11 protein-coding genes are annotated in these 16,427 nt (G+C 74.4%); 2 read left to right on the forward strand and 9 right to left on the reverse strand.

All coding sequences use genetic code 11. The features are described from left to right. The first annotated feature begins 6 nt into the window (after window positions 1-6). Window positions 7-5,400 (forward strand): condensation domain-containing protein, encoded by a 5,394-nt coding sequence (locus AB0M93_RS03905; protein WP_364268093.1) that lies wholly within the window; start codon window positions 7-9, stop codon window positions 5,398-5,400. Further along, window positions 5,397-6,383 carry a 3-oxoacyl-ACP synthase gene (locus tag AB0M93_RS03910; protein ID WP_364268095.1) on the forward strand — a complete coding sequence of 329 codons (987 nt, stop codon included), beginning with the start codon at window positions 5,397-5,399 and terminating at the stop codon, window positions 6,381-6,383. Before AB0M93_RS03905 ends, AB0M93_RS03910 begins: the two co-directional genes overlap by 4 nt. A 45-nt stretch (window positions 6,384-6,428) precedes the next feature. Here the strand turns inward: AB0M93_RS03910 and AB0M93_RS03915 are convergent, their stop codons facing one another. From AB0M93_RS03915 to AB0M93_RS03955, 9 genes are all read right to left on the reverse strand, one after another. Further along, a complete protein-coding gene (locus AB0M93_RS03915) occupies window positions 6,429-8,303 on the reverse strand; it encodes a Calx-beta domain-containing protein (protein WP_364268097.1) in 1,875 nt (624 codons plus the stop codon). A gap of 338 nt (window positions 8,304-8,641) precedes the next feature. Next, window positions 8,642-9,877, reverse strand: coding sequence for an NAD(P)/FAD-dependent oxidoreductase (locus tag AB0M93_RS03920; protein WP_364268099.1), 1,236 nt, complete (start codon window positions 9,875-9,877; stop codon window positions 8,642-8,644). Continuing rightward, complete coding sequence (locus tag AB0M93_RS03925; RefSeq protein WP_364268101.1) at window positions 9,877-11,412, reverse strand: NAD(P)/FAD-dependent oxidoreductase; 1,536 nt, start codon at window positions 11,410-11,412, stop codon at window positions 9,877-9,879. Before AB0M93_RS03925 ends, AB0M93_RS03920 begins: the two co-directional genes overlap by 1 nt. After that, a complete protein-coding gene (locus tag AB0M93_RS03930) occupies window positions 11,409-12,140 on the reverse strand; it encodes a class I SAM-dependent methyltransferase (RefSeq protein WP_364268103.1) in 732 nt (243 codons plus the stop codon). Before AB0M93_RS03930 ends, AB0M93_RS03925 begins: the two co-directional genes overlap by 4 nt. Further along, window positions 12,137-12,457: a lycopene cyclase domain-containing protein gene (locus tag AB0M93_RS03935; RefSeq protein ID WP_364268105.1), complete on the reverse strand. Its 321-nt coding sequence runs from the start codon at window positions 12,455-12,457 to the stop codon at window positions 12,137-12,139. Before AB0M93_RS03935 ends, AB0M93_RS03930 begins: the two co-directional genes overlap by 4 nt. Beyond that, window positions 12,454-12,795, reverse strand: a complete 342-nt coding sequence (locus AB0M93_RS03940; protein ID WP_364268107.1) for a lycopene cyclase domain-containing protein — start codon at window positions 12,793-12,795, stop codon at window positions 12,454-12,456. Before AB0M93_RS03940 ends, AB0M93_RS03935 begins: the two co-directional genes overlap by 4 nt. A 1-nt stretch (window position 12,796) precedes the next feature. Next, window positions 12,797-13,759 carry a phytoene/squalene synthase family protein gene (locus AB0M93_RS03945; protein ID WP_364268109.1) on the reverse strand — a complete coding sequence of 321 codons (963 nt, stop codon included), beginning with the start codon at window positions 13,757-13,759 and terminating at the stop codon, window positions 12,797-12,799. After that, entirely contained in the window at window positions 13,756-15,231 is a 1,476-nt protein-coding gene (gene crtI, locus AB0M93_RS03950) for a phytoene desaturase family protein (protein ID WP_364268111.1), read from the reverse strand. Before crtI ends, AB0M93_RS03945 begins: the two co-directional genes overlap by 4 nt. Beyond that, on the reverse strand, window positions 15,228-16,301 hold the full coding sequence (locus AB0M93_RS03955; protein WP_364268113.1) for a polyprenyl synthetase family protein: 1,074 nt from the start codon (window positions 16,299-16,301) through the stop codon (window positions 15,228-15,230). Before AB0M93_RS03955 ends, crtI begins: the two co-directional genes overlap by 4 nt. Window positions 16,302-16,427 lie beyond the last annotated feature (126 nt).

The raw sequence follows: 16,427 nt of genomic DNA on the forward strand, positions 1-16,427 counted from the left end.
GAGCCGGTGCGCAACGACGACGTGGCGATCATCGGGGTGTCCGCCCTGCTCCCGGGCGCCCACGGGCTGGACGCCGTGCACGACCTGCTCGCCGCCGGCCGGGACGTGGTCGGGCAGCCCGATCCGGAGCGGCTGCGGCAGACCGGTTTCCCGGACGGCCCCGGCTACCTGCCGATGGGCTACCTCGACCGGATCGACCGGTTCGACCACCGGTTCTTCGGGGTGCCGCCGGCCGAGGCCGCCTGGATGGACCCGCACCAGCGGCTGATCCTGCAGCTGGCCCACGAAGCCCTGGAGAACGCCTGCTACGCCCCGCAGGCCCTGCGGGGCTCCCGCACCGCCGTCGTGCTCGGGAGCTCGCGCAGTGACTACGAAGACCTCTTCGAAGAGGAGGACCCGCAGCAGATCCTCGGCATCATCGGGGCGGCCCTCGCGGCGCGGATCAGCTACCGGCACGACTTCACCGGGCCCGCGCTCGTCCTCGACACCGCGTGCAGCGGCAGCCTGGTCGCGATCGCGCACGCCGTCGCGCTGCTGCGCAGCGGCGCCGCCGAGCTGGCGCTGGCGGGCGGCGTCAGCGTGCGGCCGGTGCCGATCCGGGAGGCCGGGCACGTCCCGGTCCGCGGCGTCGAGTCGCCCGAAGGCCGCTGCCGGCCGTTCGACGAGAAGGCCACCGGCGCGGTCGGCGGCGAAGGCGGCGGGATCGTCGTGCTCAAACCGCTGCCGGCGGCGCTCGCCGACGGCGACCACGTGCACGCGGTGCTGAAGGGCATCGCCGTCAACCACAACGGCTACCGGATGGCCAGCATGAGCGCGCCGAGCCGGCAGGCCCAGACCGAGGTGATCACCGCGGCCTGGCACGACGCCGGCGTCGACGCGTCCACCGTCGGGTACGTCGAGTGCCACGGCTCGGCCACCCCGCTCGGCGACGTCGTCGAAGTCGAAGCCCTGCGGCAGGCGTTCCTCGACGCCGGCGTGACGTCCCCGCACTGCGCGATCGGCTCGATCAAGGGCAACATCGGGCACCTGGACAACGCCGCCGGGGTCGCCGGGCTGGTCAAGGTGCTGCTCAGCGTGGGCCGCGGCGTCCGCTACCCGACCGCGCACTTCGAGACGCCGAACCCGCTGATCGACTTCGGCGGCCCGGTGCGGGTCAACCCGGCGTTCGGCGAGTGGGACGGCGACGGACCGCGACGCGCGGGCCTGAGCTCCTTCGGGCTCACCGGGACCAACGTGCACGCCGTCGTCGAAGAGCCCTCGCCGCCCGCGGCGCCCGCCGAGCCGGCGGGGACGAGCCACCTGGTCACGGTGTCGGCGAAGTCGGCGTCCGCCCTCGCCGGCTACCGCGACCGCGTCGCCGCCTTCGCCGAAGAGAGCGGGCACGGCGTGCTGACGATCGGCCACGCCATGAACCGCGGCCGCGACGACCACCCGTTCCGGATCGCCGTGGTCGCCGGCGAGCCCGCGGGCCTCGCGGCGGCGCTGCGGTCGGCCGCCGTCCCGGACGCGCCGGTCGCGGACGAGCCGCCGGTGGTGCTGCTCTTCTCCGGCGACGGCGGGGTCGAACCCGAGGTCTGGCGGGAGCTGTGCGCGGCGTGGCCGGTCCTCGGCGACCGGCCGCTGCCCGACGAGCCGGCGCCGCGGCTGGTCGCCGTCCAGCACGCCCTGCACCGGCTGGCCCGGTCGCTGGGCATCCCCGACACCCACCTCGTCGGCTCCGGCGCGGGCAACCTGTCGGTGCGGATCGCCCGCGGCGAGATGTCGCTCGTGGACGGACTGGCGGCCGCGGCGGACCGGGCCGTCGGCTCCGAGCTGGACGCCGCCCGGCTGGCCGAAGCGGTCCGCGGGTTCGTCCGGGACGGTGCGGTGCTGGTCGAACTGGGCACCGGCGGGGTGCTGTCCCGGACGATGCGCCGCCTCGCGCCCGAGCTCGGCTGCGTCGAGCTGGTCGCCGGCGGCGGCCGGCGGGCGGTACTGCGGCAGCTGGCCTCGCTCTACCGGCTCGGCGTCCGGCTCGACTGGGACAGCCACTACGCCGGGGTCACCGTGCCGCGGATCGAAGCCCCGGCGTACCCGCTCGAGAGCGTCCGCTGCTGGTGCCGCCCGCCGGGGGCGCCGGCCGTCGAAACCCGCGCCCCGCAACCACCACCGGCCGTCGTGTCCGATGTGGACACCGAGCGCCGGGTCGCCGAAGTCTGGGCCCGCGCTCTCGGCGAGGACGAGCTCGGCCCGGCGTCGGACTACTTCGCCCACGGCGGGACGTCGATCGCGGCGATCACCGCGTTGCGCACCATGGAACGCGACTTCGGTGTCGAGCTGACGTTCGCCGACCTGTACGGCCACCCGACCGTGCGGGCCTTCGCCGCCCGGATCGAGGCGATCCGCGCCGAGGGCGGCCGGACCGGTGCCGTGCCCGCCGTCTCCGTGCTCCCGCGCGACGGCCGGCTGCCGCTGTCGTTCGGCCAGGAACAGCTGTGGTTCCTGGACCGGCTGAACCCCGGCACCGCGCTCTACAACATCCCGCACGACCTCCGCCTGTCCGGGCCGCTGGACGAAGCCGCGCTCGCCGGGGCGGTGCGGGACCTCGTCGACCGGCACGAGGTGCTGCGCACCTGCCTTCCCGACGACGACGGCGTCCCCTTCATCCGGCTGCTGGAAACCCCGCCACGGCTGGTCGTGCACGACCTCAGCGGGCTGCCCGAACCCGAACGGCTCGCGGCGGCGCACGAGCTGGCCGACACGGAGGCCGTCCGCCCGTTCGACCTGGCCACCGGCCCGCTGGTGCGGATCACCCTGGTGCGCCTGGCGCAGGACGATCACGTGCTGCTGTGGACCTACCACCACATCGTCTTCGACGGCTGGTCCCCGACGGTGTTCTTCCGCGACTTCACCGAGCTCTACCAGGCCCGGCTGGCCGGCCGCGCGCCGGACCTGCCGGAGCTGCCCTTCCAGTTCGCCGACTTCGCGGCCTGGCAACGGGAGCGGCTGACGGGGGAGACCCTCGAACGCGGCCTGCGGTTCTGGCGCACCGAACTGGCCGGGCTGCCCACCGCGCAGCTGCCGCTGGACCGGCCGCGCCCGCCGGCCCAGACCTTCGACGGCGACCTCGTCGAGTTCACCGTCGCCGAACCGGCGGCCGAAGCCGCCCGCAAGTTCAGCCGCGAACACGGCGTGACGACGTTCGTCACCATGCTCGCGCTGGTCGACGCCCTGCTGCACCGCTGGGCCGGGTTCACCGACGTCGTCGTCGCGGTGGCCACCTCCGGCCGGACGCACCCGGCGACGCACGAGCTGATGGGGTACTTCAACAACCTGCCGCCGTTCCGCACGCGGGTCGACGGGTCGCTGTCGTTCACCGCGCTGGTGCGCCGCTGCGCGGACACCGTCGCGCAGGTGCTCGACCACGAGGAGATCCCGCTCGAAAAGATCGTCTCGGCGGTGTGCGGACCGCGCGAGCCCGGCCGCCAGCCGCTGTTCGACGTGGCCTACACCTACCAGAACGTCCCGCAGGACACCGCCGAACTGGGCGGCCTGGGCTGTTCGCGCTTCGCCGAGAGCGGCACGATCGCCGGGATCGCGCCCGGCACCGCCAAGTTCGACCTGACCGTCGGCGTCATCGACCAGCAGGACGGGCCGATGGACGGCTACTTCGAGTACGCGACGGCGTTGTTCGACCGTGAGACGGCGAACGCGCTCGCCCGGCTGCTGCCCGGCCTGCTCGACGCCGTGCTGCGCGCACCCGACCGCCCGCTCGGCGAACTCCCGGCCGTCGCCGGCGAGCCGAGACCCGCCCCCACCCACCGGAGCAGTGAGCCCGCCATGACCGTACCCTCCCTTGTGGACAGTGAGCCGATCGCCCGCGCCGAGCACGTCCTCACCGCGATCTGCGCGGACCTGCTGACCGGCGGCCCGGTCGTGCCGAAGGACAACTTCTTCGACCTCGGCGGCGATTCGGTCCTCGGCGTCCGGGTGGCCGCGCGGGCGGCGAAGGAGGGCGTCCACTTCACCCCGCAGCAGCTGCTGCAGTGCCGCACCCTCGCCGAGCTGGCCCGGGCCGCGGTCGTCGACGGCCCGGCACCGGCGCTTGCACCGGCGCCGGCGAGCGCGCCGGCCCCCGAGCCCCTCCGGGCGATCCCGCCGACCCCGATCATGCACAGCTTCCTGCGCCGGATGCCCGACGACGTCGGCGACTTCGTCGACGTGCACACGGTGGAAACCACGCCCGAGGTCGCCCCGGCCGCGATCCGGACGGCGGTCTCGCACCTGCTGGCCCTGCACGAACCGCTGCGCTACCGGCTGCGGCGCAACGCGCTGGGCGCCCGGCTCGAGGTCGCGGACGTGACCGCGGCGGACGTGTTCGACACGATGGTGCTCCCGCCGCTGGATGCCGAAGAGGAGCTCGGGATCGTCGCGGACGACTGCCTGGCGATGAAGGCGGAGATGGATCCCGCGCGCGGGCCGCTGTTCCGCGTCCGCCACTACGACCGCGGCCGCGCCCGCGGCGGCCTGCTCGTGCTGCTGGTCAACCACTTCGTCTTCGACAACATGTCCACTGTGGTCGTCCTCGACGACCTCGACGTCCTGCTCGGCGACCTCACCGCGGGCCGCACGCCGTCACTCGCGCCGCGGCCGCCGCGGTGGCGCGAGTGGGCCGAGCACCTGCGGGCCATGGCCGCCTCCGACGAGCTCTCGGCGGAGCTGACCTACTGGACGGCGACCCTGCGGTCGGGCGCGGCGGCCGGCACGATCGGCGGCTCGCCCGGCGACGGCATCACCACCCGGACCCTCGACGACCCCGCGGTCGCGACGCTGCTGTCCGCCGGCGGCGCGGAAGGCCGGGAAGCGGCGCTGTGCGCGGTTTCGTGCGGCCTGGCCCGGTGGCAGGACGCGCCGAGCGCGTTCGTGATGACCGAGGGCGAGGCCACCCCGAACCCGTTCCGGCTGGCCGGGCGCGGCCCGTCGGTGGGCTGGTTCACCACCCTGCACCCGCTGGTGCTGCCGGTCGAGCCGGGCAGCACGGCCCGGGACTGCCTGCCGGAGATCACCGACCGCGCGCGGTCGGTGCCGAACGACGGCGTCGGCTACGGGATGCTGCGCCACCTCTCGCCGGACTCGCCCGGCACCGCGCGGCTGCGGGCCCTGCCGGAACCGGAGGTGCTCGTGCTGCACGGGCCGAGCGACACCTCCGCGTTCGACTCCGGCGTCCGCCTGCTGCGGACCCGCTGGGACCTGTCGGTGAACCTGAAGCGCGCGGTGGCGTCCTGGTTCCCGCTGGTCGTGACGAGCGCGGTGCGGGACGGCGCGCTGCGGCTGGCCGTGGCCGGCGGGGTCGGCGAGGACCGCCTGGACTCCCTCGCCGACGAGATCGTCCGCGCCTTCACCGAACTCCCCGGCGCGTGATCGCGCTCGCGGCCTCGGCGTGGTACCTGCCCGAGACGTCCCTCGCCGTCGCCGAACTGCCCGAGCTGGCCACGCTTCCCGAAACCGAACGCGCCACCTGCGCCGCACTGGGCATCGACCGGGTCCCGGCCGACGACACCCTCACCGCGGCCGAGCTGGCCGCCCGGGCGGGCCGGCGCGCGCTGGCCACCGCCGGCCTCGACGCCGCCGACGTCGACGTCGTCCTGACCGTGGAGCCGCGCGCCCCGGAGACGCTGGTCAGCTCGGAAGCCACGCGGCTGCAGGCGATGCTCGGCGCGGACCGGGCGATGGCGTTTTCCGTCGGCGGCCTCGGCTGCGCGTCCCTCACCCCGGCGTTGCTCGCCGCGAGCGGGTTGCTGCGCGCGGATCCGGGCCTGGAAAACGTGCTCGTGGTGCACGGGAGCAAGCCCGCGACCCCTGCTCGCTACCGCCACCCGGTCACGGTCAACGGCGACAGCGGGGGCGCGCTTCTGCTGCGCCGCCGGGGAAAGCTCCGGATCCGGGACATCCTGCTGGAGACGAACGGGGCCTACGCGGACCTGTTCCGCGTCGAATACCGCGACGAGGAGTTCGCCCGCTGGCGCGAAGAGTGCACCGACCCGGCGGTCTATTCCTTCCGGCTGGCCGTGGAGACGCGCAACCGGCTGCGGGACCTGCTCGCCCGGCTCCTCGGCCGCAACGGCCTGACCCCGGCCGACGTCCCGTGCTACCTCACGCAGAACCTGTCCACGGCCGCGTTCCGGAACTGGTCGGAGGCGATCGGCGTCCCGATCGCGAAGGCGTGCTTCGAGAACCTGGCCCGCTACGGCCACCTCGGGCCCAACGACGTCTTCTTCAACCTCTCCGGTGCCCGGGAAACCGGCGAGTTCGACGGCCGCGCGGTGCTGCTCAACATCAGCCCGGCCGCGGCCTGGAGCGCCCTGCTGGTCACCACCGGCGAGGGCACGGCCCACGAGCTGTGAAGCCCGGGGCGGGCGGTGGCCGCCCGCCCCGGGTGGTTCACCGGGTCAGCGCCGGCACGGGTTGCCGGCCGGGTGCGCGGCGGTGCCGTGCACGTCGGCCTGGGACTCCGCCAGCACGATCTTCGCCAGCGGGGTTTCCAGCACGACGGCCTGCTGCTTCACGACGCCGTTCGCGATGGTCTGGCCGTTCAGCTTCAGCGAGCCGATGACCAGCGCGATGGTCAGCGGCGCCGTGCCCACCGTGACCGGGACGCCGTTGATCTTCAGCGAGGCGATGTTCGAGCTGCCGGTCAGCGCCGGGGCGAGGCCGCCCGGAGCCGGCTGGCAGGTCGCCGCCGCCTGCGACTGGATCACGCCCAGCTCGATGGTCAGCCCGACCGTGCTGATCACCGTCTTGTCGATCTTGGCCGACGCCAGCGCGTGGTCACCCGCCGCCGGAGCCGCCGACTGGTCGTCGGGGCTCAGGTCGGTCGAGGCGGTCAGCGCGTGCGTCTGGACCTTGATCAGGCCGGCGTTGAGCGTCGCGTCGAGGACGGTCTTGCTGTCGTCGGCGCAGGGCAGGTTCGCCGGGTTCGCCACGGCGGCGGTGATGCCGATGACGTTCGCGGCGGTGCCGGTGCAGGAGAACACGCCGTCCCGGTCGTCGTCGACGATCGTGCCGACGCCGGTGGGGTCGACCAGCCCCGCGCCGACCGGGTTCGAGAGTGTCACGGTGAACGTCTCGTCCGGCTCGTCGACGGTGTCCGGGTCGACCAGCACGGTCACCGGCTTGGCCGTTTCACCGGGGGCGAAGATGACGTCCCCGCTCGCCGCCTGGTAGTCCGCCGGTGCGGTGGCGGTGCCGTTCGCGGTGGCGTAGTGCACCGTCACCGGGTTCGGGCTGGCACCCCCGAGCAACGACACGGTGAAGGTCGCCGGCACCGGCGCGCCGCCGGAGCCCTCGTCCACCGTGACGTCGTTGATGCTCAGACCGAGTACCCGCACGGTCGTCGTCTCGACGAAACCGCGGGACACGCCGTCGACCAGGTAGTCGACCGTGCAGTGGTACGTGCCCGGGGCGGCGTCGGCCGCGGCGGCGACGGTCTCGGTGAACGTCGCGACGTCCCCGCTGGGCACCTTGACGCTCGCCGGGGCGTTGGTGACCGTCAGCTGCGGGTCGCAGCCGGTGACCTTCGGCGTCACCGTGACCTCGATGGACTTGATGCCGTCGAGGATGGCCTGCGACACCTGGTCGGCCGGCACGTTGTTCAGCAGCACGCCGCCGGTGGCCGTGGCGATGGCGCTCGCCTGGCCCTCGGCGTCCAGCGCACCGACGTTGACCGCGACGACCCGGATGTTCGCCGCCTTGAGCGCTTCGATGGTCTGGGCCAGGGTGTGCCCGCCACTGGGGTCGTGCGACGGCGCGTCGCCGAACCAGGCGATGATGCGGGTGCCGTCGGGGCGGAAGCTGACGGCCCCGCTGGCCAGTTCGTACAGGGCGTTGAGGTCGGCTTCGGGGGTGTCACCGCCGCCGGCCGCCGACCACTGGTTGATGCCGGCCTGCACCGCCGCGGTGTTGCCGGTGATGGCCTGGTTGACCTTGAACGGCACGGAGTCGGAGAAGTCCTTGTACTCGGCCACGCCGAACTGGGCGGTCGGCTGCGCGGCGAGCACGTCCCCGGTGATGGCGTTCGCGTTGGCGCGGACGTTGTCGATCGCGCCGCCCATGCTCCCGGTGGTGTCCGCGAGCAGCACGAGGTCCGGGTTCGGCGGCACGGCGGAGGTGGTGACGTGCTTGGTGACGCCGGCGCTCTGCCCGGCGGCGAGCGTGAGGTCGACGGTGGCCGGATCGACGCCGGGCGGCGCGGCGGCCGCCACCGCGGCCGGGAGGAGCAGGGCACTGACCGTGGTCAGCGCGACGAACAAGGAGCTCCGCGACATGGACTTCCCTTCCGAAAGGCCGGTTTATTGCGGGTTGCCTGGGGAAGACGGAATGCGCGGGATTTCGTTAGCGGCGAGCCGGAGCGTCACTCGGAGCGCCGCATGTCAAGGAGCTCAACGGGTTGCGGCGCCCGGTCAGGTCTACGGAGAACAGGGCCGCGCTGCGCCGGAATACGGAAGATCGCCGCGGCGAAATCACACTATCCGGTGAGGGGAGTCGCTCGACACGGCACTTTCCGTGCCGCGGATTGGCACAATGCGCCGCGGTTCCCGGCCCCGGGTACGCGAATTACCACCGGATGTCGTAACGCGAAACGCCGTTTCGCGCCTGCCGGTGCTCAGCCGGCGTGCGGCGGCCGGCCCAGATCGGTGAGCACGGCACGGGCCGCCCGCGCCCCTGAGGCCAAGGCGCCCTGGAGGGAGCTGGTGTCCCGGTGGTCGCCGCACACGTACACGCCGTCGCCCAGGCGGACCGGACGGCGGATCTCGTGCGGTGGCGGCATCGACGGCAGGCCGTGGGGGATCTCGTACCGGCCGATCAGCGGCCAGCGGCTCGTGTCCGTGCGGTACAGCCGGCCCAGCGCCCGGCGCACTTCGTCCTCCGGCAGCGTGGTCAGCGCCGACGCGCTCACCAGCGCCGCTCCCGGCGGGGCATAGCTGCGGCACACCTCGCTGACCACGCTGGTGTTGGTCACCGGCCCGCCCCGCGCGTCGACCACGATGACCGGTTCGCGCAACGGCGACCGTGGCGGCGTGAAGTACCACGTGGTCCCGCTGTTCCACCGCGGCGCTTCGACGCCGGTCAGCCGGGCCGCCGTGGAGCCGTCGGTCGCGACGACGACCGCGCGGGCCGTCCAGGTCTCGCCGCCGGCCGTGCGGACCCGGCCCGGGCGCACTTCCTCGACCGGCGTGTCCAGGTGGACCGCCGACGTCGGCAGGGTGCGGGCGATCTGCCGCGGGAGCTCGCCCATGCCGAGCGCCGGCAGCGACGGGGCCGACCGCAGGAAGCTGCGCCACACCAGCTGGAAGAACCGTGCCGAGGTGGTCAGCTCGCCCTCCAGGAACACCCCGGAGAGGAACGGCCGGAACACGGTCTCCACGGCCCGCGCGGACACCCCGGCGCGCCGCAGCTCGTCGAGCGTCGTGCGGTCGTCACGGTCGACGATCGCCTTCGCCGGTCCGGCGGCGACGCGGGCGGACAGCGCGCCCAGCGCCGCCAGGTCCTTGGCCGACAGGTAACGCCGGGCCGCGATATCACGCAGCGCCTTGGGCGTGTCGATCGGGTTCCCGAGCAGCGAGACGCGGTCGTCGTCGGCCACCCGGACCGCGCGCCAGAACCGGCCCAGCCGCAACGCGTCGACGTCCATCAGCCGCCGGATCGCCGGGTAGGCCGGGTTGAGGATCTGGAACCCGCGGTCGAGGCGGAAGCCGTCGACGACGTCGGTCCGGACGCGGCCGCCGACGTCGTCCGCGGCCTCCAGCACCGCGCAGGGCACCCCGGCCCGGTGCAGCGTCACGGCGGCGGCCAGCCCGGCGAGGCCGGCCCCGGCGATCACGACTTCGTGGTCCGTCATCACGCTCCCCGGGCGGTGGCCGAAGCGAGCCGGTTCAGCAGGCCGATCCGGCCGCGGTTGGGCACCGAGCGCAGCGGGTGCCCGGCGAGTCCCCAGCCGGCGAGCAGCGCGTTCGCCGCGGCCCAGCCGGTGGTGGCCGCGCGTTCCATCAGCGCGACCGGCAGGTCGATCCGCACGCCGTCGCCGGCCAGCGCCAGCGCCGGGTCCGGGGTGGTGACCGTGGGGCGGCGCGCGAAGTCACCGAGCCCGAAGAGCGGGCAGTCCTCGCGCCACAGCGAAATCGAGCCGGTGACGCGCGCGCCGAGCGTTTCCGGGTAGATCGCGTGCATCCGGTCGTCGACCGCCTTGACCAGGGTCTCGCGGTCGTCGGTCGCGGCGGCGTAGGCGTGGAGCTCGACGACCGAGCCGCCGGTGCGGCCGGCCCACCGCCGCGCCTCGCCCTCGTACCGGTCGAGCAGGCTGATGTTGTCCAGCGGCGGCACGCTCCCGGTGCCCAGGAAGGCCGGCCGGGCGGCGTCGACCGGCCGGTCGAGCCAGAGCCGGCGGACGAGGAACGGCGGCGCGGTGCGCAGGCCCGCGACGGCGTCCCGCCACTCGGGCGTGCCGACGCCGGGCGAAGCGGCGACGATCTCCTGCAGCCCGCGCACGTCACAGGCGAGAACGACGGCGTCGAACGGCGTGGAGTCCTCCGCCGTGGTGACCGTGAACCCGGCCGCCGTGCGGTCCAGCGATGCCACCGGGGTACCGGACCGGATGGTCACCCGGCGATCGGTCAGGTACCCGGCCAGGGGATCCCACAGGGCCTGCGGGAACGGCTCGGCCGGCACGTCGAACACCAGGCCTTCGCTGGAACCCAGGAAGTACAGGTGGAACATGGTCGCCAGCTCCGCGGCGGAAAGCTCGCGGGGATCGGCGAAGAAGCTGCGGGAGAACACCTCGAACGCCAGGTGCCGGGCCGCCTCCGGGAAGTTGATGGCCTCCAGGAAGCCGGCGGCGTCGGTGCCGTCGAGCCGGTGGTAGATCTCCGGCACGCTCACCGTCGCCAGCGGCAGGGCGCCGCGGCCGTTGAGGCGCAGCAGGTCCCGCGCGGTGAACGTCGGGCTCCGCCAGGCGAACGCCAGCGCGTTCCACGGCGGTGTCCGGGGGAGCCCGGCGAAGGTGTCCGTGCGGCCCTGGGCGTCCAGCAACGGGTAGTCGGCCAGCGGCGTGAGCCGGTCCAAGCCGGGATCGGTGCGCATCAGCAGCGACCGCAGGTTGTAGTACTGGCGGAAGAAGGCGTGGAAGCCCCGGCTCATCGTCACCGGCGTCCCGTCCGGCAGCCGGTCGGCCCAGCCGCCGACCCGGCCGCCGAGGTGGCCGTCCCGCTCGAACAGCGTCACGGTGACACCCCGCTCGGCCAGCCCGGTGGCCGCGGTGAGGCCCGCGATGCCGCCGCCGACGACCGCCGCGGCCGGCCGACGGCCGAGCCGCCCGGCGTCGGGCAGGCCGGGCGGTGCCGGCCGGGTCTCGATGCGGCGGTCGGTGCCGAGGGTCACGGGTGCTCCTGCGGGTTGGTGCCGAGGACGGTGTGGACGATGCCGCGCTGCCAGCCGGGCATCGTGCCGGTCCGGACGTCGGTGAACCCGGCGTCGGCGAGCCGGCCGGCCAGCGCACCGATCCCGTCGAACTCGGCCACGCTGCGGCGCAGGTGGCGGTAGAGGGTCGCGTCCCCGGTGGTCGCCTTCCCCAGCGGGATGATCACGCCCGCGCAGACGGCGTTCCACACCCACCGGGCGCGCCGCGAGTCGCGGACGGAGTACTCGTGGATCGCGATGCGGCCGCCGGGACGCAGCAACCCGCGCAGCCGCCGCAGCTGCGTGTCCGGGTCGGTCAGGTTGCGCAGCAGGTACGCCGCCAGGATCGCGTCGAACGGGCCGGAGATCCCGGCCAGCTCCTCGACCGGCGTGTGCACGAAAGTGACGTCGCCGGGCCAGGTCTTCGCCCGGGCCCGCGCGAGCATCTCCCTGGAAGCGTCGAAGGCGGTGATCTCCGCCCCGGGCGCGGCCGAGAGCAACGCGGCCGTCGACGCGCCGGTGCCGCAGCCGGCGTCCAGCAGCCGCAGGCCCGTGCCGTCCGCCGGCAGGTCCAGCCGCCGCGCCGAAATCCGGAGGTGCTCGTGGTAGCCCGGGTTGGCCCCGACCAGCCGGTCGTACCAGCGTGCTTCGGTATCGAAGGCCGACGGCACCGAAGCGCGGGGGAGACCGTCCTTGGACAGCTGGGTCATGTTCGCTCCTCGCGGGGGCCGGTCCGTTCCCACACCAGCAGCACCGCGGTCACGAGCGCGAAGCCGAAGAGGAAGTCCTCGACCGGGATGTCCCACGGGAAGCGCCAGCCGGTGATGTGCTCGGGGGAGTAGCGGACGATCGGGTCCGACAGCTTGGTGAGCCAGCCGTCCACCGGGATCTGGAAGGCGGTCACGATGGCCATCGTGACCCAGTAGGCCGCCCGCCGGAACAGGCCCGTGCGCAGCAGGCGGAGCTCGGCCAGCACGACGAGGACCACCGCGGCGACCGCGGGCACGGTGTAGCCCCAGGGGATCACCGGCGCGCCTCCTTCCGGGCGAGCCGGCGCACCAGCGCGGCGGTGAGCTGGACGGCCTCGTAGGTCAGCAGCCCGCAGATCGGGATCACCACGAAGAACAGGACCTCCTCCAGCGGCACGGCGAAGGGCGCGCGGACCCCGGTGACGCGGCCCGGCGCGTAGTCCCAGACGCGGCCGGCGATCGCCAGCGCGTCCCAGACGAGGAACACCAGCGCCACCGGCAGCACCGTGCGGACCAGCCGCCGCGGCTGCCGGTACACCCGTGCGCCCGCGAGCTCCAGCGGCAGGGTCACCAGGACGCAGGCCGCCAGCACGACGAGGTATTCGACCTGGCCCACGTCAGCCCACCGCCACCGGGAGCGCCGGCGCCGGGTGCCGGGCCCGCGCCCACTGCGTTCGCGCGACCGCCCCGCACGCCACCAGCAGCCGCTGCCCGCGGGAAACCGCCGCACGCCCGGCGAAGACGTCGTGGCCGGCGGCTTCGATGCGATCGAGGATCCGCCCGTACAGGGTCGCGGCCGTGGCCACGCACGGGCGGGAAACCGGGTGCAGCATGGCGATCCCGGGGCGGGCCTCGGCGTACACGTCGCGGGTGACGGCGATCTGGTTCCGGATCGCGGCCCGGACCGGCTGGTCGGCCCGGCCGCGGCGGGCGCACCACGTCAGCCGGTCGCGGTCGACGCCGTGCGCGGCCAGTTCGTCGGCCGGCAGGTAGACGCGCCCGCGGGCCAGGTCCTCGGCGACGTCGCGCAGGAAGTTGGTGAGCTGGAAGGCTTTCCCGAGCGCGGCGGCCCGCGGCTCGGCCTCCTCGCGCGGCGCGACGGTGCCGAGCACCGGCAGCACCTGCAGCCCGATCACCTCGGCCGAGCCGTGCACGTAGGTGTCGAGCTCGGCGCGGGTGGCGTAGCCGGTGACGGTGAGGTCCATCCGCATCGAGGTGAAGAAGGCCCGGAAGTACGCCTCGGGCAGCGCGTACCGCGCCGCCGTGTCGATCACGGCGGTGAGCAGCGGGTCGTCGCTCACGCCGGCCTTCAGATCGGCCAGGAAACGGTCTTCGACCTCGTGCAGCCGGGCGGACAGGGTTTCCGGGGTCGCGTCGGCGGCCGGCTCGTCGACGATGTCGTCGAGCCAGCGGGCGAAGCCGTAGAGCGCGTGGATCGCCGGCCGCTGGGCCGGGGTCAGCAGCCGCGTCGCGAGGAAGTAGGTGCGGCCGTGGCGGGCGTTGAGCTCGCGGCACCACGTGTAGGCCGAGCGCAGTCCCGGTGCGCGGATGCCGGCGGCGTCGAGTTCACGTCGGGTCATCGGGTCCCTCCGGTGATCCGTTCGGCGGCCAGTCTGCCGGAAATGAGCACGGTCGGCACCCCGACGCCGGGCACGGTGGCGCCGCCGGCCAGGACGGCGTTGTCCGTCCCGCGCGGCAGGTTGCGCGGCCGGAACGGCCCGGTCTGGGCGAAGGAGTGCGCGTAGCTGAACGGCGTCCCGGCGACCAGCCCGCGCTCCGCCCACTCGGCCGGCCCGAGCACGTGCGTGAACTCCGGTTCGAAGCCGGGCAGCAGCCGGTCCCGGGCGACGTCGAGGATCTCCTCGGCGTAGGCGTCCGACTCGCGTGTCCAGTCCGCGGACCCGCGGTCGAGGTTGGGCACCGGCGCGAGCACGGAGTAGAGCTCGCGGCCGGGCGGGGCGAGCCCGGGATCGGACGCGGTCGGCCGCGTGACGAGCAGCGACGGATCGCTCATCCGCCGTCCCTGCGTGATCAGCTCGTCGAAGGTCGACCACCAGCCGTGCCCGAAGGAGATCGTGTGGTGGGCGACGTCCGGGTGCCGGGCGGGGCCGCCGGCGTGCACCACGAGCGCCGACGGCGCGGCCCGGAGCGGGACCGGCCGCCGCGGCTGCCGGCCGAGCAGCCGGTAGCTCTCGGGCAGCTCGGTGGTGAGGACGACGGCGTCGCACGGGTACCGGGCCCCGGAGGCGGTGCGGACGGCGGTGACGCGGCTGCCGCGGCGTTCGAGGGTGTGCACGGCGTCGCCGTACTCGAACTTGACCCCGGCCTCGGCCGCGACCCGGGCCAGCGCCCGGGGCAGGGCGGCGATGCCGCCGGTGGGGAAGTACACCCCGCCGACGGTGTCCATGTACGAGATCACCGCGTACAGCGCCAAGGCGTGCATCGGGGATTCGCCCGCGTAGAGCGCCTGGAAGGTGAAGACCCGCTTGAGCCGCTCGTCGGCGAGGAACCGGCCGACCCGGCCGTCGAGCCGGCGGAACCCGCCCAGAGCCACGAGCCGGGCCAGTTCCGGCCGCAGCATGCCGAGCGGGGAGTCGATGTTGGCGTCGACGAACCGGCCGAACTCCGCGCGGTACAGCTTCGTCAGCCACTCGCGCAGGCGGATGTAGCCCGCGGCCTCGGCCGGCCCGGCGAACTCGCGGACGGCTTCGGTCATCGCGTCCGCGCCGGAGTGCACGGGCAGCGTGCTGCCGTCGGCGAACTGCGCGACGTACGCCGGATCGAGGCGGGTCAGCGGCAGTTCCGCGGCCAGGTCGGCGCCGACCGCGGCGAAGGTGTCCCGCAGGATCGACGGCATGGTCAGCACGGTCGGGCCGGTGTCGAGCAGGTAGCCGCCGCGCTCGACGCGGCCGGCGCGGCCGCCCGGGCCGGGGTCGCGCTCCAGGACGGTGACCTCGCGGTCCCGGCCGGCGAGGTGCAGCGCCGCGGCCAGGCCGGCCAGCCCGGCACCCACGACGACGACGCGGTCCGCCGGTCCGGGCACCGTCCTCATCGGTCGCGGTCCGTGCAGCGGGCCGCGAGCGCGGCGAGCAGGTCGGCGGCCGGACGCGGGACCACCGCGGGGTCGATCGCCGCGAGCGCCTTGTCGGCCCGTTCCCGGATCAGCTCGCCCAGGCGGTCGCGTGCCCCGGTGGCCACGATCAGCTCCCGCCAGCGTCCGACGGCGTCGTCGTCGACGGCGGGGAGGTCGAGCAGCTCGGCGAGCTCGGTCTGCCGGCGCCGGTCGGCCATCGCCGCGGCGAGCACGACGACGCTGGACGCCTTGCGGTCGCGCAGGTCCTGCCCGGCGGGCTTGCCCGTGACGGCCGGGTCGCCGAACACGCCCAGCAGGTCGTCGCGGAGCTGGAACGCCTCGCCGACCAGGCCGCCGAACTCCGAGAGCCCGGCGGTCAGCTCCGGGCCGCAGCCGGCCAGCGCCGCGCCGAACTCCAGCGGCCGCCGCACGGTGTAGTTGCCGGACTTGCGGCGCAGGACGTCGAGCAGGGTGTCCCAGCTGGGCAGCGCCCGCGCGTCGTTGACCAGGTCGGCGAGCTGGCCGACGGCCAGCTCGGCCCGCATCGAGTCGTAGTGCGGCCACGCGCGGGCCAGCTGCGCCGGGGGCAGCCCGCTTTCGCGCAGCAGCTGCTCGGACCAGACCAGGAAGAGGTCGCCGAACAGCGTCGCGGCGGACTCGCCGAAGCGGGTGGCCGAGCCGGCCCAGCCCTGCTCCTCGTGCCACCGGGCGAACCGGACGTGCAGGGCGGCCCGGCCCCGGCGCAGTTCCGAGCCGTCCATGACGTCGTCCTGGACCAGGGCGAAGCAGTGCAGCAGCTCGAGCGCGGCGGCCGCCCGGATCGCCGCGTCGGAGTCCGGTTGCCCGCACCGCCAGCCGACGTAGGCGAACAGCGGCCGGAGGCACTTCCCGCCCGCGACGAACTCGGGCACCGCCGTTTCCGCGAGCGCGCCTTCGCTGCGCCCGGCGAAGTGTTCGGCCGCCCGCTCGGTCACGAAACCGTGCGCCTCGGCCAGGCAGCGCAGGCCCAGGGCGTCCAGCCGGTCGGCCGGCGTCATCGTCGCGGTCATCGCCGCCCTCCCACAGTCAGGCTATTCGATTCGCAACCGTTTCATATGGGGTGTAGCTTGTCCACTTGAACGAGTGAAGACGGGACGCGCCGCCCGGGCTCGACCGGGACATCGCCGGAGGCGTGC

It is taken from the genome of Amycolatopsis sp. NPDC051102 (assembly GCF_040682815.1).
Lineage (GTDB): Bacteria > Actinomycetota > Actinomycetes > Mycobacteriales > Pseudonocardiaceae > Amycolatopsis.

Bases quoted from the DNA above. Each gene is read 5' to 3' on its own strand.
- AB0M93_RS03915 (WP_364268097.1), bottom strand. From the start codon at position 8,303: ATGTCGCGGAGCTCCTTGTTCGTCGCGCTGACCACGGTCAGTGCCCTG.
- AB0M93_RS03920 (WP_364268099.1), bottom strand. From the start codon at position 9,877: ATGACGGACCACGAAGTCGTGATCGCCGGGGCCGGCCTCGCCGGGCTG.
- AB0M93_RS03930 (WP_364268103.1), bottom strand. From the start codon at position 12,140: ATGACCCAGCTGTCCAAGGACGGTCTCCCCCGCGCTTCGGTGCCGTCG.
- AB0M93_RS03945 (WP_364268109.1), bottom strand. From the start codon at position 13,759: ATGACCCGACGTGAACTCGACGCCGCCGGCATCCGCGCACCGGGACTG.
- crtI (WP_364268111.1), bottom strand. From the start codon at position 15,231: ATGAGGACGGTGCCCGGACCGGCGGACCGCGTCGTCGTCGTGGGTGCC.
- AB0M93_RS03955 (WP_364268113.1), bottom strand. From the start codon at position 16,301: ATGACCGCGACGATGACGCCGGCCGACCGGCTGGACGCCCTGGGCCTG.